Here is a 21,953-nt window from a genome sequence, read left to right as displayed (position 1 = left end):
ATCCGGGCCTTCGGTGTGTGCGAACGCATGTGCCGACCTGTGGGACGGTCCTGCCGCTGTGGGGAGTTGAGGGAGCTGTGTTTGACTTGTCGTTCTGTGGGTATGTCGACAAAACGCTGAAGTGACCTCACTGGCTGCGGTATACCAGGTGTACCCAGGTTGCAGGTGGTGCGACGATGGACGTTATGGGGGACAAGGCAACTCTGTTGGAGACAGAGCGGTTTGGGGAGCCTGCCGGCATTTCGGAGTCTGCGGGCGATATGTCCGCGCCTGAAATCCCGTCGCCTGCAGCCTCTCCTGTGACCGATCTTGAGCGTCGTGTGAAGGATTTCGGCCAGTCCGCGGACCGGGACGAAACCGGTGAGGCCGCCGAGGAGGCCCGGCAGCGGCTCGCCGCCGAAGCCGGTGACGCCGAGGCGATGAGTGTCCTCGGGGCCATGCTGCTGCGCCGCGGCGACCTCGACGGAGCCGAACCCCGGCTGCGCGCCGCCACCGCGGCTGGTGACCGGGCCGCCGCCAACAACCTGGGTGTCCTTCTGCACCAGCGCGGGTACGCCGACGAGGCCGCCGGCTGGTGGCGTATCGCCGCCGTCGCCGGGTCCGCGGCTGCCGCGCACGCGCTGGGCCGTCACCACCGTGAGCGCGGCGACGAGCCGGCCGCCGAGTACTGGCTGCGCCAGTCCGCCGAGCAGGGCCATGCCCTCGGCGCCTACGCGCTCGCCGATCTGCTGGAGCACCGGGGCGACGACGGGGCCGGCGCATGGATGCGGGCCGCGGCGGAGCGGGGGCACCGGGAGGCGGCCTACCGGCTTGCGCGGGCGATCGACCGCGCGGCTGCGCAGGAGGCCGAGACCGGGGCCGACGACGGTGACGGGGCGTCGCTCGTGGGCGAGGCCGAGCAGTGGTACCGGCAGGCCGCCGCGCGCGGGCACCGGCGGGCCGCGCTGCACCTCGGGGCGATCCTGGAGAAGCGCGGGGAGCTGAAGGAGGCCGGGCGCTGGTATCTGACGTCCGCCAAGGACGGCGAGGCGCGCGCCGCCTGCGCGCTCGGGTTCCTGCTGCGGGACGCGGGCGACTCCGAGAGTGCCGCCGTGTGGTGGCTGCGGGCAGCCCAGGACGGCGACGGCAACGCGGCGAACGCGCTGGGCGCGCTGCATGCCGAGCGCGGCGAGACCCAGACCGCCGAGCGGTGGTACCGGGCCGCGATGGACGCCGGCGACGTCAACGGCGCGTACAACCTCGGGCTGCTCTGCGCCGAGCAGGGGCGGACCGCGCAGGCCGAGCAGTGGTACCGGCGTGCGGCGTACGCCGGGCACCGCGAGGCGGCGAACGCGCTGGCGATCCTGCTGCTCCAGGGCGGTGACACGGCCGGTGCCGAGCCGTGGTTCTCCAAGGCTGCGGAGGCCGGGAGCGTGGACGCCGCGTTCAACCTCGGGATCCTGTACGCCGGGCGGAGCGAGGACGAGGTCGCGCTGCGGTGCTACGAGCGTGCCGCGGCCGCCGGGCATACGGAGGCGGCGCTTCAGGTCGGGATCGCGCGGCTGCGGGAAGGGGACGAGCGGACGGCCGAGCGGCATCTGCGGTGTGCGGCGGGGGGCGGGAGCGCGGAGGCCGCGTATCGGCTGGCGACCGTGCTGGATGCGCGGCGGCCGCCGCAGCCCGCGCATGAGCTCGGGGAGCCGGTGCGGGAGCGTAGCGAGTGCGAGGAGTGGTACGAGCGGGCGGCGTCGCAAGGGCATCGGCGGGCGCAGGTGCGGGTCGGGATGCTGGCCGCCGCGCGGGGCGATGTGGTGGAGGCGGCTCGGTGGTATCGGGAGGCCGCGGAAGCCGGGTCCCGCAACGGGGCGTTCAATCTCGGGCTGCTGCTGGCCCGGGAGGGGAGTGAGCCCGAGGCGGCGGTGTGGTGGACGCGGGCTGCTGACGCGGGGCACGGGCGGGCGGCGTTGCGGCTCGCCCTGGTCTACGCCCGTCGTGGGGAGTTGGCCGAGGGGCAGCGGTGGGCCGACCGTGCGGTGACGCTGGGGCCGGTGGAGGTCGCGGAGCGGGCGGGGCGGTTGCGGGACGCGCTGCGGGAGGAACTGTCGGCGTGACGGGGCGCCTGTGCTGGAGCCGGTTCGCGGGTTGACCGGCGTTTGGCTGGGGCGGGTGGGTCGCGAGCCGGGCGCTGCCGGGGTGCCTCCCCCCACCCTCGACTTCGCTCAAGCGGGGGGACCCCCATCGCCCACCCGTGCCGCCCCAGGCGGCACGCATGCCCGCAGCTGTGCGCCGCTCGGGGGCTCGGTGAAGCGATTTGCCTCTGCCTGCGTCGCTGACGTAATGTTGCGTTCACCGACGCGGGGTGGAGCAGCTCGGTAGCTCGCTGGGCTCATAACCCAGAGGTCGCAGGTTCAAATCCTGTCCCCGCTACTGAAGACTTAGGGCCCGGATCCTGACAGGGATCCGGGCCCTGAGTGTGTCAGGGGCGGTGGCCCACCGCCTCCTCGTAGAGGGCTCGGTTGACTGTCTGTGACTCCGGTAGAAGATCGCCTTCGGCCACGCCCTGGGCGGCGTACGCCGACTGGAGGCGGTCTGTCGTGCCCGCGCGGATTTCCCAGTCCATGCGGAGGGGCGGGGTCGACTTGAGGGTCGACTCGTCTGCCTTGAGGAGGTTCGCCAAATATGTGACGAAGCTCGCATCCTTCTTGTAGTCGGACGCGAAGTACGAGTTCACCGTGCGGATGTACGCCCGGATCAGCGCCACGCCCGCGTCCATGTCGTCGTTCAGCAGGCTCGGGCCGTACAGCAGGCCGCCCAGGGGCTCGCCGGGGGGCTGGCCGCCCAGGAAGGCGTATCCGGGTGTGCCGTCGACCGTGCGCCAGACCGGGTCGAGGAGCCAGGCGGAGTCGACGCCGCCGTTCTGGAGGGCGGTGAGGACGTCGGCGGAGCCGAGCTGCTGGTACTGGATCTTGTCCAGACCGCCGCCGTGCCGCTCCAGGGCCTGTTCCATCGGGTACGCGATCACGGAGCCCTTGCCGATCATCGTGCCCAGCGTGCGGCCGGCCATGGTCACCCGGTCCGCGCTCTCGCCGTCCTTCAGGCGGACCCACAGGCCGCTCTTCGACGCGGGGTCGGGGGAGAAGTTCCCGGCGACCCACTTGATGTCGAAGCCGCCCCGCAGCCCGTTCATCACCGCCGCCTCCGGCGCCGCCCAGAGCGCGTCGATCTCGCCCCTGGCCAGCAACGGCAGGGCGTCCGGCGTGGGCAGCACCCTCAGGGTGACGTCCAGGCCCTCCCGCTCGAACTCGCCCTTGTCGATGGCGACTTGCAGCGGTGCCACATACTCCGCGCTCAGCGTCCCCGTCGCGATCGTCAGTTTCCGTGTCTCGGGCAGTCGGCGCGGCGCGGGGGCGCCCGGCTCACAGCGCGCCGGCTGTCGCTTCGGGGACATGTCGGCGGGGTCCGTCCACGACGCTTCACCGCAGCCCCGCACCGGGCGGACCGTGCGTGAAGCCGCGTCCGCCTGAGGTTCCGAGCGGGACGACGGCGACGCCGAGCAGCCCGCCGACGCCAGCAGCGCGGCGACGACGACTGCGACACCGTACGAACGAAACAAACCGATCCTCATGAAACGAAACAAACCGATCCTCATGACTGGCCCCGTCCCCTGTCCCGTGGCGCCCACGGTGTGAGCAACCGGCCCGCGACCCGTACCAGTTCGGAGAAGAGCACGCCCAGGACGGCCACGCAGACGATGCCGACGAACATGACGTCGTTCTGGAAGAGCGCCCGGGAGTCGAAGATGAGATGGCCGAGGCCGTTCGTCGCGGCGATCTGTTCCGACGCGACGATGACGAGGACCGCCACGCCCGCCGCGATCCGTGCGCCGACCAGGACCGACGGGAGGGAGGCGGGCAGCAGGACGTGCCGGAACATCTGCCAGGGCGAGGCACCGAAGACCTGGCCCGCGTCACGGTGGCCGGAGGGGATCGACATCACCGCGGACATCGTCGAGATCCAGACGAAGAAGAAGACCGTCGTCGCCACCAGGGCCACCTGCGGGCCCTCGCCCAGGCCGAACATGTTCAGGAAGACGGGCAGCAGGGCCAGTTTCGGCACGACGTACAGGGCGTCCAGGAGCGGCTCCAGCGCCGCCCGTACGAGCGACAGGGAGCCCATCAGCAGGCCCAGGGCGTAGCCGGCCCCGGTGCCGATGGCGTAGCCCGCCAGGACGCGTTTCAGGGTCGCCCACACGTCCGGCCAGAGGTCGCCGGCCGCGGCGCGGTCCCAGCCGTCGGCGAGGATCGTGGACGGGGCCGGGTAGACGCGGTCGTCGATCCACGCCTGGGCGGCGGCCAGTTGCCAGAGCAGGATCAGCGCGAGGGGGACGGCGACCGCCAGGGACAGTTCCAGGGCGCGTCGGCGGCGGTGGGTGCGTACGGGATGGAGTTCGTGCGGGCCCGGCGCGCGGACCAGGACCGATTCACGGTCGGGAGCGATCGTCGTCATGCCGGCACCGCCTCCTTCCGCAGCAGGTCCCACAGTTCGCCCTTCAGCGCGGTGAATTCGGGGGCGGAGCGGATGTCGCCGGTGCGCGGGCGCGGGAACGGCGGCAGGCGCTCGGCGATGAGCCGGCCCGGGCGGGCCGACATCACCAGGACGCGGTCTCCGAGGACGATCGCCTCCTCCAGACTGTGGGTGATGAAGAGGGTCGTCGTCCTCAGCGACTGGGTGATGCCCAGGAGTTCGTCCTGGAGGATCATGCGGAGCTGGGCGTCGAGTGCGGCGAACGGCTCGTCCATGAGGAGGAGTTCGGGTTCCACCGCGAGTGCCCGGGCGATCGCCACGCGCTGGCGCATGCCTCCCGACAGCGTGGCCGGGTAGGCGTCGGCGAAGTCGGCCAGGCCCATGCGGGTCAGCCAGGCGTCGGCGCGCGCGTTCGCCTCGCGGCGCGGGACGCGCTGGATGTCCAGGCCGAAGCGGACGTTGGCGCGGACGGTCTTCCAGTCGTAGATGCCGTAGTCCTGGAAGATCATGGCGGCCGGGCGCGGGCTGGAGGTACGGATCTCCAGGCGGCCCGTGCTCGGGCGGAGCAGGCCCGCGGCGATGCGCAGCAGCGTGGACTTGCCACAGCCCGAGGGGCCGACGAGGCAGACGAACTCGCCTGGGGCGACGGCCAGATCGAGGGGGCCGAGGGCATGGACGGCCCCGGGGCCCCGGCCGAAGGTTCGGGTCAGATCACTGGCGCTGAGTTTCGGATACGGCTCTCCCACGGTGTCTCCTCGCGGAGTGCGGAACGGACTGGTGGGTGCCGCAGACGATATGACGGACCGTCAGATACTGGAAGGGGCGTACGCAGCACAAAACCCCGGCACTGGATCAGTGCCGGGGCTCGCAGTCCTGCGTGGTGCCTATGCCGATGCGCAGTTCGGGCACACGCCGCGGTAGGTCACCTCGACGTCGGAGACCGTGAAGCCGAAGCGCTCCGTGTCGGGGAGGTCGGCCAGCGGGTTGCCGGTGGGGTGGACGTCCCGGATGGCGCCGCACTGGGCGCAGACCAGGTGGTGGTGCGGCCGGTGGGCGTTCGGGTCGTACCGCTTGGCGCGCTTGTCGGTGGCGACCTCAAGCACCTCGCCGAGGGAGACCAGCTCGCCCAGGGTGTTGTAGACGGTCGCCCGGGAGATCTCGGGCAGCTTGGTCACGGCCTGCGCGTGGACCTCGTCGGCCGTCAGGTGGACGTGTTCGCCGTCGAGGACCTCGGCCACGACGCGCCGCTGCGCGGTCATCCGCCATCCGCGTCCGCGCAGTCGCTCCAGAAGGTCGCTCATGCGGACCACTTTAACAGCAAGCGGACCAGGTCCTGAATGGGTGTGGCTTTAGAGCTTTGATTGATTTGGATTAAATCCAATGCAGGATCGAGGCTGGGTTTGGCTGGGGTGACGAGGGCCGGATCTCCTTCAGGCAGGGGATCCGGCCCGTGCGCGTGCGCTCAGGCCGGCACCCGCTGCCGCAGTGGAGCCCAGCAGCGGATGATGTCGCGGACCGAGACGATGCCGACGGGCTCGTCGTGGTCGAGCACGATCAGGTGCCGGAAACCGCCGTGCGCCATGGCGTGCGCGGCCTCCTCCAGGGTCCAGGACGGGGCCGCGAACACGACCTCGGTGGTGGTGTGCGCGTGCGCGCACTCCGTGTCCGGGTCCTGGCCCAGGCCGACGGAGATCAGGATGTCGCGTTCGGTGAGGATGCCGATGCCGCCGGCGTCCGGGTCGAGGACGACGGCTGCGCCCACCCGGCGGGTGGACATCAGCGCGGCGGCCTGGCGAAGGGTGTGGGTCGGGCCGATGGTGAGGACCACCGTGCTCATGGCGTCGCGGACGAGCATGGATGCAGCCACCTCCTGTGGTGTCCCCGCCGTTTGTTCATCGTTTCACAAATTCACAAGGTGCGGGACTCTCAGGGTGGCAGGCAAAGGCGCGGTCAACAAGAGGGCGCGTGTCGGTCAGCGGCGCTGGTTGAGGTACCCCAGCAGCTCGTCGTGCAGCAGACCGTTCGACGCGGCGGCGTTTCCGCTGTGCGGGCCCGGGCGGCCGTCGAGGCCGGTGAAGGCGCCGCCCGCCTCCGTCACGACGATCGCGTTCGCGGCCATGTCCCACAAGGACAGCTCGGGCTCGGCGCAGATGTCGACGGCGCCCTCGGCGACCAGCATGTACGGCCAGAAGTCGCCGTACGCGCGCGTGCGCCACACCTCGCGGGTGAGGTCCAGGAAGCCGTTCAGCCGCCCCTGCTCCTCCCAGCCGCTGAGTGAGGAGTACGCGAACGAGGCGTCGGACAGTTTCGAGACGCGGGAGACATGCAGCCGGGAGGCCGAGGAGAGGCTGCGGCCGGTGAACGCCCCGTGCCCCTTCGCGGCCCACCAGCGGCGGCCCAGCGCGGGAGCGGAGACGACGCCGACGACGGGCTGGTAGCCCCCGTCGCCCGCCTCCATCAGGGAGATCAGCGTCGCCCAGACGGGGACGCCGCGTACGTAGTTCTTGGTGCCGTCGATCGGGTCGACGACCCAGCGCCGGGGGCCGGTGCCCTCGATGCCGTACTCCTCGCCGAGGACCGCGTCCCGGGGGCGGGCGCGTTGCAGTTGGCCGCGGATGAGTTCCTCGGTGGCCTTGTCCGCTTCGCTCACCGGAGTCATGTCCGGCTTCGTCTCCACCTTCAGGTCGAGAGCCTTGAAGCGGGCCATTGTCGTCGCGTCGGCGGCGTCCGCGAGGACGTGGGCGAAGCGGAGGTCGTCGAGGTAGTCGGCCATGCGTGAACCGTATCTTTCGTGGTCGCGGGCGGGCTACAGCGAGATGTGGGGGAACCGTGTGCACGGGGCTCGCTCCCCCCAGCGGCCTCCGGCGGGACGTCGCGCGCCCCCTTGTGCCCTCGCGAACCCTTGACAGTGCCGCCGGGCGCGTCAAACCTGGGCGCAGAGTCGGTCGGGCTCGGGAGGCGATGATGCCTGCAGCGCGGGAATCCCTGCTGGACGCCGCTTACACGGCGCTGTCGCGGCGGCCGTGGGCCGCCGTGCGGATGGTGGATGTGGCCGCGGCGGCCGGGGTGTCCCGGCAGACGCTGTACAACGAGTTCGGGAGCAAGGAGGGGCTCGCCAGGGCCCTCGTACGCAGAGAGGCCGACGCCTATCTCGCAGGCGTCGAGCGGGCCCTCGCCGCCGACCACGACGCCCGCGAGCGGCTCACCGCCACCGCCGAGTGGACCGCGTCGGCGGCCCGGGAGAACGCGCTCGTACGGGCCATGCTCACCGGCTGCTGGAACGAGTGGCTGCCCTCGCCGACGCTCTCGGCCGTGCCGTCCTCCTCGGCGGTGCCGGCGCAGCGGCGGGCGGACGGGCCGCTGCCCTCCCCCGGCGACTTGGTGGCCCTAGTCCGTGACCGTGCGGTGGCGGTGCTGTCCGGACCCGGCACCCGCAAGTCGGACGCCGCCGACCTGGCCCGCTCCTGCGAGCTGGTCGTCCGGCTGGCGCTGTCCTGCGTGGCGGCCCCGCCGGGCGAGGGAGGCGTCGCGGATCTCGTACGGGGCGCGCTGCACCGGCAGTTGGCCTGAACCGGCGTCAGCGCGTTGCACAAACCCGCACCCGGGCCCGAGGGGCCTGATCCGGACGGGGGTCTGTACACACGCGCTCAGCGCGCCGAGCCCGACAGCTGGAGCCCGATGACGCCCACGATCACCAGGCTGATCGAGACGAGTTTCAGCGTCGACACGACGTCGCCGAGGAAGATCATGCCGTAGACGGCGGTGCCCGCCGCGCCGATGCCCGTCCACACCGCGTAGGCCGGGCCCACGTCGAGCTTCCTCAGGGACAGGGTCAGGAGGCCGAAGCTGCCCAGTGCGAAGATGCAGAACGCGATGGTCGGCCACAGCCTGGTGAAGCCGTGCGACAGCTTCAGGCAGACGGCGAAGCCGGTTTCGAGCAACCCGGCGACGATGACCAGCAGCCACGCCATGTGCTGTCCTCCCGTAAGTCCGCGTTCCGTGACCGCTTCGTCATGCTTGTTCATGCTTCGTCATGCTTGGTCAGTCTTGGATCCGGCTCGGTGCGATTATGCACTTACCGGGCGTGTGCGCAGACAAACAACGCGGAGGTCACAGGCGAACAACGCCGAAGAACACGGCGTCAGTCGCCCTCCTTGCGTTCCCGCGTCGCCAGTAGCCGGCGCAGGGAATACAGCCGTGTCTGATCAGCATGTCCCTGAGCCACCCAGTCGTCCAGCGCACAGTCCGGCTCGTCGTGGCTGCACGCGCGCGGGCAGCCCTCCGTGCCGGGTTCGAGGTCGGGGAACGCGTGGATCACACGGGACGGATCGATGTGGGCCAGGCCGAAGGACCGTACGCCCGGGGTGTCGATGACCCAGCCGCCGTCGAGCAACGGCAGCGCGAGTGCCGAGGTCGTGGTGTGCCGGCCGCGCCCGGTCACCGCGTTCACATGTCCGGTGCTGCGCCTGCGGTCCTCCGGCACCAGCGCGTTGACCAGCGTGGTCTTGCCGACGCCGGAGTGGCCCACGAACGCCGTGATCTTGCCGTCGAGTTGCTCGTGCACCCGGTCCGCCGCGTCGCCGCTCTCCAGTTCCTCGCGGCTGGTGACGACATACGGGATGTCCAGGGCGCCGTACAGTTCCAGGAGCTTGTCGGACGGGGCGAGGTCCGACTTGGTGAGCACCAGCAGCGGTTCCAGGCCGCCGTCGAACGCCGCCACCAGACAGCGGTCGATCAGGCGGGGACGCGGTTCGGGGTCGGCGAGCGCGGTGACGATGGCGAGTTGGTCGGCGTTGGCGACGACCACGCGCTCGTACGGGTCGTCGTCGTCCGCGGTGCGGCGCAGCACCGAGGTGCGGTCGGAGATACGGACGATGCGGGCGAGGGTGTCCTTCTTGCCGGAGAGGTCGCCGACGAGGTGCACCAGGTCGCCGACCACCGCCGCCTTGCGGCCCAGTTCGCGGGCCTTCATCGCCAGGACGACCCGGTCGTCGACGAGGCACGTCAGACGGCCGCGGTCGACGGTGAGGACCATTCCCTCGGCCGCGTCCTCGTGCTTGGGGCGGATGTTCGTCCGCGGCCGGTTGCCCTTGCGGTTCGGGCGCGTGCGGATGTCGTCCTCGTCGGTGTGCTTGCCGTAGCGGCGCATGGCGTGAGTCCCCTACGCCCCGCCGCTCCCGAGCATCCCGGTCCACAGGTCGGGGAAGTCCGGCAGCGTCTTCGCCGTCGTCGCCACGTTCTCGATCTGCACGCCCTGCACCGCGAGGCCGATGACCGCGCCGGCGGTGGCCATGCGGTGGTCCTCGTACGTGTGGAAGATCCCGCCGTGCAGCGCGCGCGGGCGGATGTGCAGCCCGTCGGCGGTCTCCGTCACATCACCGCCCAGTTCGTTGATCTCCTTGGTCAGCGCGGCCAGCCGGTCCGTCTCGTGCAGCCGCAGATGCGCCACACCGCGCAGCGTGGAGGGGGAGTCGGCGAGGGCGGCCACGGCCGCGATGCCGGGGGTGAGTTCGCCTACGTCGCCCAGGTCGACATCGATGCCGTGGATTCCGCCCGATCCGGTGAACTCCAGTCCGTACTCCGTCAGTTGGCAGGAGCCGCCCATCTCGGTGAAGATCTCCCGCAGCCGGTCACCGGGTTGGGTGGTCCGGGCCGGCCAGTCCGGGACGAGCACCTTGCCGCCGGTCACCAGCGCCGCCGCCAGGAACGGCTGGGCGTTGGACAGATCCGGCTCCACCGTCAGGTCCCGGCCGAGCAGCGCACCCGGCGTGACCCGCCAGACGTTCGGCTCGCCGCCCGACTCCGGGGTGTCCACCTGGGCGCCGACACGGCGCAGCATGCCGACGGTCATCCGGATGTGGGGCAGTGACGGCAGTGTCGCGCCGATGTGGCGGACCTCCACGCCCTGGTTGAAGCGCGGGCCGGAGAGCAGCAGCGCGCTCACGAACTGGGACGACGTGGACGCGTCGATCTCCACCGGGCCGCCGTCCAGCGCCCCGCCGCCGTGCACGGTCAGCGGCAGCGCGCCGCGGCCGTCGTCGTCGATCCGCGCGCCGAGGACGCGCAGGGCGTCGATCACACCGCTGAGGGGACGCTCGTACGACCTGGGGTCGCCGTCGAAGCGGACGGGGCCGTCGGCGAGGGCGGCGACCGGCGGCAGGAAGCGCATCACCGTGCCGGCGTTGCCGACGTCCACCGTGGCGGGGCCGCGGAGCCCCGCGGGCAGGACGCGCCAGGTCTCGCCTGTGCCGTTGGGGCCCACGCCCTCCTCGATGCCGACGCCCATCGCCCGTAGCGCGTCGGCCATCAGCAGGGTGTCGCGGGAGCGCAGCGGGCGGCGCAGCCAGCCGGGCTCGGAGGCGAGGGCGGCGAGTACGAGGGCGCGGTTGGTGACCGACTTCGACCCGGGCACATGGACCGTCGCGTCGACGGCTCCGCTCGCGTGGGGGGCGGGCCAGAGGGCGGTGTCTGCGGGGTTACCGGTCATGCCGCCCACTTTAGTGGTCGGTCGTCTTTCGGGTGCGGCGCCGTTGTGGCCGGTCCCGCCCACCCGGCGGAGCCGCACACCGACACAGCCCCGCGCAACCGGGTCGGCCGGTCACACAGCCAGTAGCCAGCGGCCGCCACCTATCAAGGAGCACAGCGACACCGCGTGGAACAGGAACAGCCACAGCCCCGCCGGTACCTGCGTCAGCCGCGACAGCTGGTCCGCGTCCGAGTCTCCCGCCCCGCCCCGGCTCCTCTTCGCCTGCAGCTCGAACGCCGGGCGTACGCCGCCGAGCAGCAGGAACCAGACGACGGCGTAGGCGAAGGCCGCCTGGACCTGCGGGCCGGCCAGCCAGGAGACGGCCACGAAGGTGCTGCCGGTGAGGACGACCGTCAGGGCGCCGTAGGCGTTGCGGATCATCACCAGCATCGCCAGCAGCAGGGCCGTGGCCAGCCACAGCAGCAGAGTGATGCGGCCGGCGCCGAGCAGGGCGGCGCCGCCGAGGCCGAGGAGCGGGGGAGCGGTGTAGCCGGAGGCCGCGGTGAGGATCATGCCGAGGCCGTACGGCTTGCCCCGGCTGACCGTGAGGCCGCTGGTGTCCGAGTGCAGGCGTATGCCGGTGAGCTGCCGGCCGGTGAGCAGCGCGACCAGGCCGTGGCCGCCTTCGTGGGCGATGGTGATGGCGTTGCGGGCGATGCGCCACAGGCCCTGCGGGACGACCACCGCGACCGCGGCGACGAGGGTCGCGGTCACCACCCACATGTCCGGATCGGTCTGGGTGCCGACGAGCTCGTCCCACAGAGACGTCGCTGTGCTGCTGTCCATGTGTCCGGGGTGCTCCCTCTGTTCCAACGGAGTCTGGCAGTGTGGCACGTATGTGCGGACGGTATGCATCGAGTCGTAGGCCCGAGGATCTCGCAGGAATCTTTGAAATCGAGAAGTGGGAGGCCGAGGAGACCCTGGAGCCCGACTACAACGTGGCCCCGACCAAAGAGGTCTACGCGGTCCTGGACCGTCCTCTGAAAGACGCCGACGACAAGCGACCGGTTCGGCAGCTGCGCAAGCTCAAGTGGGGGCTCGTCCCGTCCTGGTCGAAGACTCCCGAGGGCGGCGCCCGGATGATCAACGCGCGCGCGGAGACGGTGCACGAGAAGCCGTCGTACCGCCGTGCCTTCGCCGCCCGGCGGTGCATCCTGCCCGCCGACGGCTACTACGAGTGGGTCACCGGCAAGCAGGAGCGGGACCTGGAGCAGGAGGGGAAGAAGAAGCGGCCGCGCAAGCAGCCCTACTTCGTGCTCCCCGCCGACGGGTCCGTCTTCGCCATGGCCGGGCTGTACGAGTTCTGGCGGGACAGGACGCTGCCCGACGAGCATCCGCAGGCCTGGTGGGTGACCTGCTCGGTGATCACGACGGAGGCGGAGTCGACCCCGCTGGCCGTGGCCCCCGCCGACGGGCCGTACGCGCTGGCCGACATCCACCCCCGGATGCCGCTGATGCTGACGCCCGACCGCTGGGACACCTGGCTCGACCCGGACCGCACGGACCCCGACGACCTGCGCGAACTGCTCACCCCACCGCCCGCCGGACTGATGCGCGCCTATCCCGTCACCACCGCGGTCAGCAACGTCCGCAACAACGGGCCGGAGCTGCTGAAGGAGCTGGAAGGACCCGAAGAGGGCACACTCTTCTAGCGTGACGACCTCTTCTAGCGTGACGACCTCTTCTAACGTGACGACCTCTTCTGGCGTGACGACTTCTGGCGTGACGACCGAGATCATCAGCACCGGCGCCGGGGACGCCCGCATCACCTGGCACCGGGCGGAGAAGGCACGGCTTGTGCTGGCGGTGAGCCATGGCGCGGGCGGCGGTATCGAGGCGCGGGACCTGCGGGCGATCGCCGCCGAGCTGCCGGGGCACGGTGTGACCGTCGCCCTCGTGGAGCAGCCCTGGCGGGTGGCCGGGAAGAAGCTGGCGCCCGCGCCGAAGACGCTGGACGTGGGGTGGCGGGGCATCTGGCCCGCGGTCGCCGGGGCCGGGCTGCCCGTGATCGCGGGCGGGCGCAGCGCCGGGGCCCGCGTCGCCTGCCGTACGGCCGTGGAGCTGGGAGCCGCCGCCGTCCTCGCCCTCAGCTTCCCGCTGCACCCGCCCGGCAAGCCCGAGAAGTCCCGCGCCGGCGAACTGCTCGGCGCCGGGGTGCCCACGCTCGTCGTGCAGGGCGGTAACGACCCGTTCGGCAAGCCCCGGGAATTCCCGAAGGGCACCTATGAACTGGTCGAGGTGCCATACGGCGATCATGGCTTCGCCGTGCCGAAGGGAGCGGAGATCGGGCCGGAGGAAGTCGTGGCGATCATCACCGGTGCGGTCGTGAAGTGGACCGGATCACTGGAGTAAAGACCGGATCACTGGAGTAAAGACTCGGGAATGTTGAGCCACGGACCACTGTTGAGCGGGACAGAAGTGCTGAGACACCAGCAACGACGTCGCAGGAGAGGAAGTCCGCCGCATGGGTTCGACGGTATGCCCCAGCCGCAGCAGCCGCAACGACCTGGACTGGACGGTGCTGCGTGCGGCGAAGACCACCCCTGTTCGAGGGGCGGCGGGGACGGGTCGTCGTCTATCCTCCGAGTCTGGTGACACCGGTATCGGTGCTGCCCGGAATCTTGAGGAGGTGGGTCCGGTCACTGGGATCGACGCAGGGACCGACGACGGCCAGGCGGAGCAGCCCGAGGGCCAGGGCATGGGCGCGGAGTCCACCGCGGAGCGCAGCGCGCGCTTCGAGCGGGACGCGCTCGAATTCCTCGACCAGATGTATTCGGCCGCGCTGCGCATGACGCGCAACCCTGCCGACGCCGAGGATCTGGTGCAGGAGACGTATGCCAAGGCGTACGCGTCCTTCCACCAGTTCCGTGAGGGCACCAACCTCAAGGCGTGGCTCTACCGGATCCTGACCAACACGTTCATCAACTCGTACCGCAAGAAGCAGCGCGAACCCCAGCGCTCCGCGGCCGAGGAGATCGAGGACTGGCAGCTCGCCCGCGCCGAGTCGCACATGTCGACGGGTCTGCGCTCCGCGGAGTCGCAGGCGCTCGACCACCTGCCCGACTCGGACGTGAAGGAAGCGTTGCAGGCGATCCCCGAGGAGTTCCGTATCGCCGTCTATCTGGCGGACGTAGAGGGCTTTGCGTACAAAGAGATCGCGGACATCATGGGGACACCCATCGGTACGGTGATGTCCCGGCTGCACCGTGGCCGCCGTCAACTGCGCGGCATGCTTGAGGACTACGCCCGTGAGCGCGGGCTGGTCCCGGCCGGCGCCGGAGAGTCGAACGAAGCGAAAGGCTCGGGCTCATGAGCTGCGGAGACCCGCACGAGACGGACTGCCGTGAAGTCCTCGACCATCTCTACGAGTTCCTCGACAGTGAGATGCCGGACGTCGACCGCGCCAAGTTCAAGCAGCACTTCCAGGAGTGCTCGCCGTGCCTGGAGAAGTACGGGCTCGAAGAAGCGGTGAAGAAGCTCGTCAAGCGGTGCTGCGGTCACGACGACGTACCCACCGACCTGCGCGCCAAGGTCCTCGGGCGGATCGACCTGATCCGCTCCGGGCAGGCCGTCCCGGACCATGACGTGACGGCGACCCCCCAGGAATCCTGACAGGAACCCTGAAGCGGGCTGCCATCACTCGAACGTGCTAACCGCGGGTCATCGACCCGCGGCCGTCCCACCCGCCGCCCTAGGCTCCTGAGCCGGTACGGGCACGGTCGGGGAGGGACATCATGGAGGCGATACCAGCGCGGGCACGCGCGTACGTCGCCTGCGTCGCCCTCGGCGCGCTGCTCTGCCTCCTCCCGCTGCCTTCCGTGCACACGCCCTGGTGGGCGGTGGCGCCGCTCGCCGCGCTCTACGCCGGATGCCAGCAGATCAGCCGGTGGCGGCCCCTCGGCACCTTCTATCCGGTCCTGCTCGCCGGGGCCTTCCTGCTGCCGCCGCCCGCCGCCGCGCTGGTCGCCCTGCCCGGAGCGCTGCTGTCTCCCGTCGCCGGGCGGTCCCGGGCGACGCGGCGGATCTGGCGGGCGGCCGAACTCGTCGTCGCCGTATGGGCGGCGGCCCGCGTCCACTGGGCGCTGGGCGGCCGGGACGCGGTCGTGACCCCTGACTTCCCGTACGCCCTGCTGCCCGCCCTGGCCGCGGTGCTCGCGTTCTGCCTGGTGCTCAGCGTGCTGGACGGCGGGATTCTGGCCCTCGCCGAGACAGTTCCGGTACGGCGGGCCTGGCGGGGTCTGTTCCTACGGTCCCTTGCGCCGATCGGCGTCCACGGGCTCGCCGGGCTGATGATGGCCGTCCTGTGGCGCAGCCCGTACGGGCCGTTCGCCGCGCTGCTGGTGCTGCTGCCGATGTGCGTGTCGGCCTGGGTGTTCGCGCAGTACCACCGGGAGCGGGCGGCGCACCAGGCGACCATCCGGGCGCTGGTGCAGGCCGTCGACATCAAGGACGGATACACGCGCGGGCACAGCGAGCGGGTCGGGCAGGCGTCCACGATGATCGCGCGCGAGCTGGGCATGGACGACGAACGCGTCGAAGTCCTGCGGTTCGCCGGAATCCTGCACGACGTGGGGAAGCTGGGCGTACCGACGCGGCTGCTGCGCAAGGACGGGCCGCTGACCCCCGAGGAGCGACGGGTCATCGAGCTGCATCCGGAGTACGGGCACGAGATGGTGCGCGGGATCGCCTTCCTGGGCGAGGCGCGCGCGGCGGTACTGCACCACCACGAGCGGCTGGACGGGAGCGGGTATCCGTACGGGCTGGTGGGCACCCAGATCCCGGAGTGCGCGCGGGTGGTGGCCGTCGCCGACGCCTTCGACGCGATGACGTCCACGCGCTCCTACCGGCGGGCCAGGCCGGTCGCGGTCGCGCTGGAGGAGCTGCGGCGGTGTGCCGGAGCGCAGTTCGATCCCCGGATGGTCGCGGCGCTGGTCCAGGCACTCGGCAGACACGGCTGGCACCCGGCCGTCACCGCGGGCGAGGAACCGCGTGCCACCCCACCCGCCGACACCCGCCTGGGAGCCCAGCCATGACGTTCGTACGCCGTCGGCCGCTGGTGATCCTCATTCACGCCTGCGCGGTCTGTCTCGCCGCCGCGTCCCTCGCCCACACCCTCTGGACCGGCCTCGACGACCGTTGCGTGGCCCTCGCCTTCGCCGTCCTCGTCGCCCTCGGTGAACTCGCCCGGTGGAACGGGGCCGAGGTCAGGGAGTCCGCGCCGCTCGGGGCGGCGGGGGCGCTCGCGTACGCGCTGCTCGGGGAGGACGCGGGGCGGGCCACGGGGCACGGCGTCCCGCAGGTCGTCACCGTCGTGCTCGCCGCCTCGCTCGTCGGGAGCGTGCCGCACATCGCGCGGGGGCAGGGGCCGACGGCCGATCATCTGGCCCGGCGCGTGCTGACCGTCGCGTTCGCCGCCTTCTGCTTCCAACCCCTCTACAGCCAGGGCCCGTTCGGCAAGGGCGCCGGTCCCGCGTACGCCCTGCTGCTCGTCGCGCTGCTCGCGCTCACCGCGCTGTGCGACGCCGTGCTCGCCGCGGCCCTCTCGCACTCCCGCACCGGGTGGCCCTTCGGACCGCTGCTGCGCGACGAGCTGCGGGGCATGCTCGGGATCGGGTCCGCGGTCGGCGCGACCGGGGCGGTGATGGCGCTCGCGGTGGCCGTCGTGGGGCTGTGGGCGCTGCCCGTGTTCTCGCTGCCGCTGCTGCTCACCCAGCTGTCCTTCCGGCGGTACGCCGCTGTCCGTACCACCTACCGGCAGACCATCGCCTCCCTCGCCCGCGCCACCGAGATCGCCGGGTACACCCCCGCGGGGCACGCCCGCCGGGTGGCCGCGCTCAGTGAGGCGGTCGGGCGCGACATGGGTCTGTCCGGGCCCGACCTCACCGTCCTGGAGTACGCGGCACTCATGCACGACATCGGTCAGCTCAGCCTCGTCGACCCCGTCCCGGCGGGAGCCACCGCCGCGCTCCCGGCCGCAGAGCAGCGGCGGATCGCGCTGCTCGGCGGGGCCGTCGTACGGCAGACCGGGGTGAGCCCCCAGGTCGCGACGGTCGTGGAACGGCAGGCCGACCCCTGCGGGGAGCAGCCCGTGGCCGCGCGGATCGTACGGGCGGTGAACGCGTACGAGGAGAAGGCGCGGGACGCCGGTCCCGGCGGGCCGCTGCGGGCCCTGGAGGAGCTGCGGCTCGCGACCGCCGGGGAGTACGCGTCCGAGGTGGTCGAGTCGCTGGCCCGCGTGCTGTGGAACCAGGGCGGCGGCGCGATGGGGGTCCGGCTCCCGGGTAGCCGTCGGCAGGGTGGTGGCGGGCGACGGGCGGGGCTGTCTGACCCTGCGCGGGGCTGGGTAACCCATGGGTAATGAGCGCCCCTCCAGCCGTACGTGGTTTGATGCGCAGGAGAGGATGTCCGGGGGCGCGAAAGGCACAGCCAGCCCACTCCACGGAACTGGCAGGCGGGAATCGTGAGGATCTTCGGCAAGGGACGGCACCGGCCCTCCGCCTCTTGGCGGCAGGCCACCGACCGCGCGTTCACGCTGATCGGGGACGGTCGGTACGAGGACGCGGGCGCGCTGCTGACACGGGCCGCCGATCTGGAGCCGTGGCTCTCCGAGTCCTGGTTCAACCTCGCCCTGCTGCACAAGTTCCGGCACGACTGGGAGCAGGCGCGGGCGGCGGGCCTCAGGGCCGTCGCGCTGCTCGACCGGGAGACCGGCGCACCTGACTGGTGGAACGTCGGCATCGCCGCCACCGCGTTGCAGGACTGGCCCCTGGCCCGACGTGCCTGGCAGGCCTACGGGCTGCGGGTGCCCGGCGGTCCCGGCGCCGCCGGGGAGCCCGTCGGGATGGACCTGGGCAGCGCGGCCGTACGGCTGTCGCCGGAGGGCGAGGCCGAGGTCGTGTGGGGGCGGCGGCTCGATCCCGCGCGTATCGAGGTGCTGTCCATTCCGCTGCCGTCGTCGGGGCGGCGCTGGGGCGAGGTCGTGCTGCACGACGGGGTCCCGCACGGAGAGCGGACCACCGTCGCGGGGCACGCCTATCCCGTCTTCGACGAGATCGAGCTGTGGGCGCCGTCGCCGGTGCCGACGTGGGTGGTGCTGCTGGAGGCGGCCGGCGAGGCCGACCGGGACGCGCTGGAGCAGCTGGCCGCGGACGCCGGGTTCGCGGCGGAGGACTGGTCCTCTTCGGTGCGGTTGCTGTGCCGGATGTGCTCGGAGTCCCGGATGCCGTCGGACGAAGGTGACGGGGAGCATCTCGATCCGCACGATCACAGTGAGCCGGGGCATCCCGGGCCGCTCGGTCATCGCACCGACGGGCAGCTGTGGGTGCCGGAGCGGGAGTGCGGGGTGGCCGCGCCGGCTTCGCTGGTTCGGGGGTTGCTGGACGGGTGGGTCGCGGACAGCCCGGATTCCCGGGACTGGCGAGACCTGGAAGAAGTCTGCTGAGCCACCCCCGCCGGAGACACCCTTAGGCTGTACTGGCAGATTTCTCAAGGTTGCAGGAAAGGCATACGTCGGTCATGGCGCAGCAGGACACCGATCAGCAGCACGTGGGCGTGCTCCCAGTGGACGACGAGGGTTTCGTCATCGACAGCGAGGACGCGGAGGAGCGGGAGACGGCGTGGCGCGAGCGTGGCACCTCGCGGCCGATCACGGTGGTCGGGAATCCGGTGCTGCACAAGGAGTGCAAGGACGTCACCGAGTTCGGCGAGGAGCTCCGGCAGCTGGCCGCGGACATGTTCGCCTCGCAGCGCACCGCCGAGGGCGTGGGCCTGGCCGCCAACCAGATCGGCGTCGATCTGAAGGTCTTCGTCTACGACTGCCAGGACGACAAGGGCGTGCGGCACGTGGGCGTGGTCTGCAACCCGAAGCTGGTCGACCTGCCCGCCGAGCAGCGCCGGCTGGACGACGGCAGTGAGGGCTGCCTCTCGGTGCCGACGGCCTACGCACCGCTCGCCCGGCCCGACTACGCCGAGGTGACCGGTCAGGACGAGCGGGGCAACCCGGTCAAGGTGCGCGGTACGGGCTACTTCGCCCGCTGTCTGCAGCACGAGACGGACCATCTGTACGGCTACCTCTACATCGACCGGCTCTCCAAGCGCGAACGCAAGGAGGCGCTGCGGCAGATGGCCGAGAACGAGCCCCGCTACCCCGTGGTCGCGAACGACTGAGGTCGGCCGGGGCAACTGAGGGCTCACCACTCCCTTCCGCACGGCGCCTGGTCAGGAACCCCTTCCTGACCAGGCGCCGTTCGCATGTGCGTCGCACGTCCGATCGTTTACGTGCACCCGAGGATTCATATTCAGTCACACAAGGGGACGTTCTCGGCACCATGGGGTAGTGAATGGAGCAAATGCGTTCCCAGACCGGTCAGTTGTGGTGCTGAATAGAAGTGCGGGGATACGCAACGGCGCACGCCCGGCACGGCGGGAGGGGCGTGTGTCAACTGGCGGCTGAGAGGGGTTTGTTCGTGCATGCTTTCTCGCACAGCACCACATCGACACCGGCGGCGATCGCGGTCCCACCCTCGCTCTCTCTACCGGTGATCGAGGCGGCGTTTCCCAGGCAACTCCATCCGTATTGGCCCCGGCTCCAGGAGAAGACCCGCATCTGGCTGCAGGAAAAACGGCTCATGCCTGCGGACAAGGTGGCGGAATATGCCGACGGCTTGTGCTACACGGACCTCATGGCGGGCTACTACATTGGTGCGCCCGACGACGTCCTCCAGGCGATTGGGGACTACAGCGCGTGGTTCTTCGTCTGGGACGACCGGCACGACCGCGACATCGTGCACGGCCGGCCCGCCGCCTGGCGGCGGCTGAGGTTCCGGTTGCATAGGGCCCTCGACTCCCCCACGAACCATCTGCACCACGAGGATCCCCTGGTCGCGGGGTTCGCGGACAGCATGGTGCGGCTGTACTCGTTCCTGCCCGAGACCTGGAACGCGCGGTTCGCCCGGCACTTCCACGCCGTGATCGAGGCGTACGACCGGGAGTTCCGCAACCGTACCGAGGGAGTCGTCCCGACGATCGAGGAATATCTCGCGCTACGCCGCCTCACGTTCGCGCACTGGATCTGGACGGACCTGCTGGAACCGAGCGCGGGACGGGAACTCCCGGACGCCGTACGGAAACACCCGGTATACCGCCGGGCGGCCCTGCTGAGCCAGGAATTCGCCGCCTGGTACAACGACCTCTGTTCGCTGCCCAAGGAAATCGCGGGCGATGAGGTGCACAATCTCGGAATCAGTCTCATCAAGCATGAGGGAATGACGCTGGAAGCGGCGATCAGGGAGATTCGGCGGCGCGTCGAGGGATGCATCACGGAATTCCTGGTCATCGAAAAGAAGGCCCTGCGCCTCGCCGACGGGCTCGACGACGGCACGGTGCGGGGAAAGGAATTGAGCGCTGCCGCGCGGGCCTGTGTCGGCAATATGCGGAACTGGTTCAGCACGGTCTATTGGTTCCACCACGAGTCCGGCCGGTACATGGTCGACTCCTGGGACGACCGGTCCACGCCCCCGTACGTCAACAACGAAGCGGCAGGTGAGAAATGACCGTCGAGTCCGTGAAACCCGAAGCCCCGGGACACGAGGCAGCACAGCTGTGTGAACCGCCCCTCGCGGGCGGTGGGGTCCCCGGCCTCGGCCATGGCCTCAAGCTGGTCCGCGACCCGCTGGCCTTCATGGCCCGGCTGCGCGAGCACGGCGACATCGTCCGGCTGAAGCTCGGACCGAAGACGGTGTACGCCGTCACCACCCCGGACCTCACCGGGGCGCTGGCACTGAGCACCGACTTCAAGATCGGCGGCCCGCTGTGGGAGTCGCTCGAAGGCCTGCTCGGCAAGGAGGGCGTGGCCACCGCGAACGGCCCGCGCCACCGGCGTCAGCGGCGCACCATCCAGCCCGCCTTCCGGCTCGACGCCACCCCGGGGTACGGGCCGGTCATGGAGGAGGAGGCGCATGCGCTGACCGAGCGCTGGCAGCCCGGCGAGACCATCGACTGCACCTCCGAGTCCTTCCGGGTCGCGGTGCGGATCGCCGCCCGCTGTCTGCTGCGCGGCGACTACATGGACGAGCGGGCGGAGCGGCTGTGCGCCGCGCTCGCCACCGTCTTCCGGGGTATGTACCGGAGGATGGTCGTTCCGCTCGGACCGCTCTACCGGCTGCCTCTCCCGCCGAACCGCAAATTCAACCGGGCGCTGGCCGATCTGCATCTCGTGGTCGACGAGATCGTCGCCGAACGCCGGGCATCCGGTCAAAAGCCGGACGATTTGCTGACGGCCTTGCTGGAAGCGAAGGACGACAATGGCGACCCCATCGGGGAACAGGAGATCCACGACCAGGTCGTCGCGATACTCACCCCCGGCAGCGAAACGGTGGCCTCCACGGTCATGTCTCTGCTGCACATGCTCGCGGAACACCCCGAACACGCGGACAAGGTGAAGGCTGAGGTCGAATCCGTGACCGGCGGCCGGCCCGTCGCATTCGACGACGTCCGTAAGCTCAGGCACACCCACAATGTCGTCGTCGAAACCATGCGCTTGCACCCCGCCGTATGGATATTGACGCGACGGGCGGTGACCGACACGGAACTCGGTGGCTACCGCATTCCGGCCGGGGCCGACATCGTGTACAGCCCGTACGCGATCCAGCGCGATCCGCTGTCCTACGGACACAGCCTGGAGTTCGACCCGGACCGCTGGCTGCCCGAGCGGGCCGAGGAGGTGCCGAAATACGCGATGAGGCCCTTCAGCGTGGGCAACCGCAAGTGCCCCAGCGACCACTTCTCGATGGCCCAGCTGACGCTGATCACGGCGGCACTGGCCACCAAGTACCGCTTCGAGCAGGTGCCCGGCTCCAATGACGGCACCCGGGTGGGTGTCACGCTGCACCCGTACCGACTGCTGCTGAGGCCCGTACCGAGGTGA

At 70.9% G+C, this 21,953-nt stretch carries 22 protein-coding genes and 1 tRNA gene; 13 read left to right on the top strand and 10 right to left on the bottom strand.

Annotated features, from left to right (window positions below):
• Positions 1–176 precede the first annotated feature (176 nt).
• Positions 177–2,090, top strand: a complete 1,914-nt coding sequence (locus GFH49_RS38590) for a tetratricopeptide repeat protein (RefSeq protein WP_155060715.1) — start codon at positions 177–179, stop codon at positions 2,088–2,090.
• A gap of 242 nt (positions 2,091–2,332) precedes the next feature.
• Positions 2,333–2,406 (top strand) — tRNA-Met (locus GFH49_RS38585).
• 49 nt (positions 2,407–2,455) lie between these two features.
• On the opposite strand, the gene GFH49_RS38580 is transcribed toward GFH49_RS38585, so the two are convergent.
• From GFH49_RS38580 to hisN, 6 genes are all read right to left on the bottom strand, one after another.
• Positions 2,456–3,604 carry an ABC transporter substrate-binding protein gene (locus tag GFH49_RS38580; RefSeq protein ID WP_155060714.1) on the bottom strand — a complete coding sequence of 383 codons (1,149 nt, stop codon included), beginning with the start codon at positions 3,602–3,604 and terminating at the stop codon, positions 2,456–2,458.
• Between the two features lie 20 nt (positions 3,605–3,624).
• On the bottom strand, positions 3,625–4,485 hold the full coding sequence (locus tag GFH49_RS38575) for an ABC transporter permease (protein WP_155060713.1): 861 nt from the start codon (positions 4,483–4,485) through the stop codon (positions 3,625–3,627).
• Entirely contained in the window at positions 4,482–5,249 is a 768-nt protein-coding gene (locus GFH49_RS38570) for an ABC transporter ATP-binding protein (RefSeq protein ID WP_155060712.1), read from the bottom strand. The genes GFH49_RS38575 and GFH49_RS38570 overlap by 4 nt, the downstream gene beginning before the upstream one ends.
• 138 nt (positions 5,250–5,387) lie before the next feature.
• Positions 5,388–5,804, bottom strand: coding sequence for a Fur family transcriptional regulator (locus GFH49_RS38565; RefSeq protein WP_155060711.1), 417 nt, complete (start codon positions 5,802–5,804; stop codon positions 5,388–5,390).
• Positions 5,805–5,965: 161 nt separating this feature from the next.
• Positions 5,966–6,358 carry a CBS domain-containing protein gene (locus GFH49_RS38560; RefSeq protein WP_155060710.1) on the bottom strand — a complete coding sequence of 131 codons (393 nt, stop codon included), beginning with the start codon at positions 6,356–6,358 and terminating at the stop codon, positions 5,966–5,968.
• Positions 6,359–6,475: 117 nt separating this feature from the next.
• Positions 6,476–7,276 (bottom strand): histidinol-phosphatase, encoded by an 801-nt coding sequence (gene hisN / locus GFH49_RS38555; RefSeq protein WP_155060709.1) that lies wholly within the window; start codon positions 7,274–7,276, stop codon positions 6,476–6,478.
• Between the two features lie 188 nt (positions 7,277–7,464).
• Between hisN and GFH49_RS38550 the strand changes: the two genes are divergently transcribed.
• The gene (locus GFH49_RS38550) at positions 7,465–8,073 is read left to right on the top strand and encodes a TetR/AcrR family transcriptional regulator (RefSeq protein ID WP_155060708.1); all 609 of its coding nucleotides are present in this window, start codon (positions 7,465–7,467) and stop codon (positions 8,071–8,073) included.
• Between the two features lie 77 nt (positions 8,074–8,150).
• On the opposite strand, the gene GFH49_RS38545 is transcribed toward GFH49_RS38550, so the two are convergent.
• The 4 genes from GFH49_RS38545 to GFH49_RS38530 form a co-directional block, all read right to left on the bottom strand.
• A complete protein-coding gene (locus GFH49_RS38545; RefSeq protein WP_155060821.1) occupies positions 8,151–8,474 on the bottom strand; it encodes a DMT family transporter in 324 nt (107 codons plus the stop codon).
• Between the two features lie 170 nt (positions 8,475–8,644).
• The gene (gene rsgA, locus GFH49_RS38540; protein WP_155060707.1) at positions 8,645–9,652 is read right to left on the bottom strand and encodes a ribosome small subunit-dependent GTPase A; all 1,008 of its coding nucleotides are present in this window, start codon (positions 9,650–9,652) and stop codon (positions 8,645–8,647) included.
• A gap of 12 nt (positions 9,653–9,664) precedes the next feature.
• Positions 9,665–10,990: a 3-phosphoshikimate 1-carboxyvinyltransferase gene (gene aroA / locus GFH49_RS38535; RefSeq protein WP_155060706.1), complete on the bottom strand. Its 1,326-nt coding sequence runs from the start codon at positions 10,988–10,990 to the stop codon at positions 9,665–9,667.
• A gap of 111 nt (positions 10,991–11,101) precedes the next feature.
• Positions 11,102–11,815 carry a M50 family metallopeptidase gene (locus GFH49_RS38530; RefSeq protein WP_155060705.1) on the bottom strand — a complete coding sequence of 238 codons (714 nt, stop codon included), beginning with the start codon at positions 11,813–11,815 and terminating at the stop codon, positions 11,102–11,104.
• A 50-nt stretch (positions 11,816–11,865) separates the two neighbouring features.
• Here GFH49_RS38530 and GFH49_RS38525 point away from each other — a divergent pair, with 50 nt between their 5' ends.
• The 10 genes from GFH49_RS38525 (at position 11,866) to GFH49_RS38480 (ending at position 21,953) form a co-directional block, all read left to right on the top strand.
• The gene (locus GFH49_RS38525; RefSeq protein ID WP_155060704.1) at positions 11,866–12,681 is read left to right on the top strand and encodes an SOS response-associated peptidase; all 816 of its coding nucleotides are present in this window, start codon (positions 11,866–11,868) and stop codon (positions 12,679–12,681) included.
• 70 nt (positions 12,682–12,751) lie between these two features.
• Positions 12,752–13,381 (top strand): alpha/beta hydrolase family protein, encoded by a 630-nt coding sequence (locus tag GFH49_RS38520; RefSeq protein WP_196218286.1) that lies wholly within the window; start codon positions 12,752–12,754, stop codon positions 13,379–13,381.
• A gap of 277 nt (positions 13,382–13,658) precedes the next feature.
• Complete coding sequence (sigR, locus tag GFH49_RS38515) at positions 13,659–14,342, top strand: RNA polymerase sigma factor SigR (RefSeq protein WP_196218295.1); 684 nt, start codon at positions 13,659–13,661, stop codon at positions 14,340–14,342.
• On the top strand, positions 14,339–14,641 hold the full coding sequence (gene rsrA, locus GFH49_RS38510) for a mycothiol system anti-sigma-R factor (RefSeq protein ID WP_155060702.1): 303 nt from the start codon (positions 14,339–14,341) through the stop codon (positions 14,639–14,641). The genes sigR and rsrA overlap by 4 nt, the downstream gene beginning before the upstream one ends.
• A gap of 122 nt (positions 14,642–14,763) precedes the next feature.
• The gene (locus GFH49_RS38505) at positions 14,764–16,062 is read left to right on the top strand and encodes an HD-GYP domain-containing protein (protein WP_155060701.1); all 1,299 of its coding nucleotides are present in this window, start codon (positions 14,764–14,766) and stop codon (positions 16,060–16,062) included.
• The gene (locus GFH49_RS38500; protein ID WP_155060700.1) at positions 16,059–17,387 is read left to right on the top strand and encodes an HD-GYP domain-containing protein; all 1,329 of its coding nucleotides are present in this window, start codon (positions 16,059–16,061) and stop codon (positions 17,385–17,387) included. The genes GFH49_RS38505 and GFH49_RS38500 overlap by 4 nt, the downstream gene beginning before the upstream one ends.
• Positions 17,388–17,489: 102 nt before the next feature.
• Positions 17,490–18,470, top strand: coding sequence for a tetratricopeptide repeat protein (locus GFH49_RS38495; RefSeq protein ID WP_155060699.1), 981 nt, complete (start codon positions 17,490–17,492; stop codon positions 18,468–18,470).
• 74 nt (positions 18,471–18,544) lie between these two features.
• On the top strand, positions 18,545–19,195 hold the full coding sequence (def, locus tag GFH49_RS38490; RefSeq protein WP_155060698.1) for a peptide deformylase: 651 nt from the start codon (positions 18,545–18,547) through the stop codon (positions 19,193–19,195).
• A 299-nt stretch (positions 19,196–19,494) separates the two neighbouring features.
• On the top strand, positions 19,495–20,580 hold the full coding sequence (gene cyc1, locus GFH49_RS38485; protein ID WP_155060697.1) for an epi-isozizaene synthase: 1,086 nt from the start codon (positions 19,495–19,497) through the stop codon (positions 20,578–20,580).
• Positions 20,577–21,953: a bifunctional albaflavenone monooxygenase/terpene synthase gene (locus GFH49_RS38480; RefSeq protein WP_155060696.1), complete on the top strand. Its 1,377-nt coding sequence runs from the start codon at positions 20,577–20,579 to the stop codon at positions 21,951–21,953. The genes cyc1 and GFH49_RS38480 overlap by 4 nt, the downstream gene beginning before the upstream one ends.

Source organism: Streptomyces blattellae (assembly GCF_009709555.1).
Taxonomy (GTDB): Bacteria; Actinomycetota; Actinomycetes; order Streptomycetales; family Streptomycetaceae; genus Streptomyces; species Streptomyces blattellae.
This window is presented reverse-complemented; position numbering and strand designations above follow the sequence as displayed.

Coding starts and splice junctions, on each gene's coding strand:
- GFH49_RS38500 (WP_155060700.1), top strand. CDS start 16,059: ATGACGTTCGTACGCCGTCGGCCGCTGGTGATCCTCATTCACGCCTGC.
- GFH49_RS38565 (WP_155060711.1), bottom strand. CDS start 5,804: ATGAGCGACCTTCTGGAGCGACTGCGCGGACGCGGATGGCGGATGACC.
- GFH49_RS38530 (WP_155060705.1), bottom strand. CDS start 11,815: ATGGACAGCAGCACAGCGACGTCTCTGTGGGACGAGCTCGTCGGCACC.
- GFH49_RS38560 (WP_155060710.1), bottom strand. CDS start 6,358: ATGCTCGTCCGCGACGCCATGAGCACGGTGGTCCTCACCATCGGCCCG.
- GFH49_RS38505 (WP_155060701.1), top strand. CDS start 14,764: ATGGAGGCGATACCAGCGCGGGCACGCGCGTACGTCGCCTGCGTCGCC.
- aroA (WP_155060706.1), bottom strand. CDS start 10,990: ATGACCGGTAACCCCGCAGACACCGCCCTCTGGCCCGCCCCCCACGCG.
- GFH49_RS38580 (WP_155060714.1), bottom strand. CDS start 3,604: ATGAGGATCGGTTTGTTTCGTTCGTACGGTGTCGCAGTCGTCGTCGCC.
- def (WP_155060698.1), top strand. CDS start 18,545: ATGGCGCAGCAGGACACCGATCAGCAGCACGTGGGCGTGCTCCCAGTG.
- GFH49_RS38550 (WP_155060708.1), top strand. CDS start 7,465: ATGATGCCTGCAGCGCGGGAATCCCTGCTGGACGCCGCTTACACGGCG.
- rsgA (WP_155060707.1), bottom strand. CDS start 9,652: ATGCGCCGCTACGGCAAGCACACCGACGAGGACGACATCCGCACGCGC.
- GFH49_RS38575 (WP_155060713.1), bottom strand. CDS start 4,485: ATGACGACGATCGCTCCCGACCGTGAATCGGTCCTGGTCCGCGCGCCG.
- GFH49_RS38525 (WP_155060704.1), top strand. CDS start 11,866: ATGTGCGGACGGTATGCATCGAGTCGTAGGCCCGAGGATCTCGCAGGA.
- GFH49_RS38590 (WP_155060715.1), top strand. CDS start 177: ATGGACGTTATGGGGGACAAGGCAACTCTGTTGGAGACAGAGCGGTTT.
- GFH49_RS38545 (WP_155060821.1), bottom strand. CDS start 8,474: ATGGCGTGGCTGCTGGTCATCGTCGCCGGGTTGCTCGAAACCGGCTTC.
- hisN (WP_155060709.1), bottom strand. CDS start 7,276: ATGGCCGACTACCTCGACGACCTCCGCTTCGCCCACGTCCTCGCGGAC.
- GFH49_RS38480 (WP_155060696.1), top strand. CDS start 20,577: ATGACCGTCGAGTCCGTGAAACCCGAAGCCCCGGGACACGAGGCAGCA.
- rsrA (WP_155060702.1), top strand. CDS start 14,339: ATGAGCTGCGGAGACCCGCACGAGACGGACTGCCGTGAAGTCCTCGAC.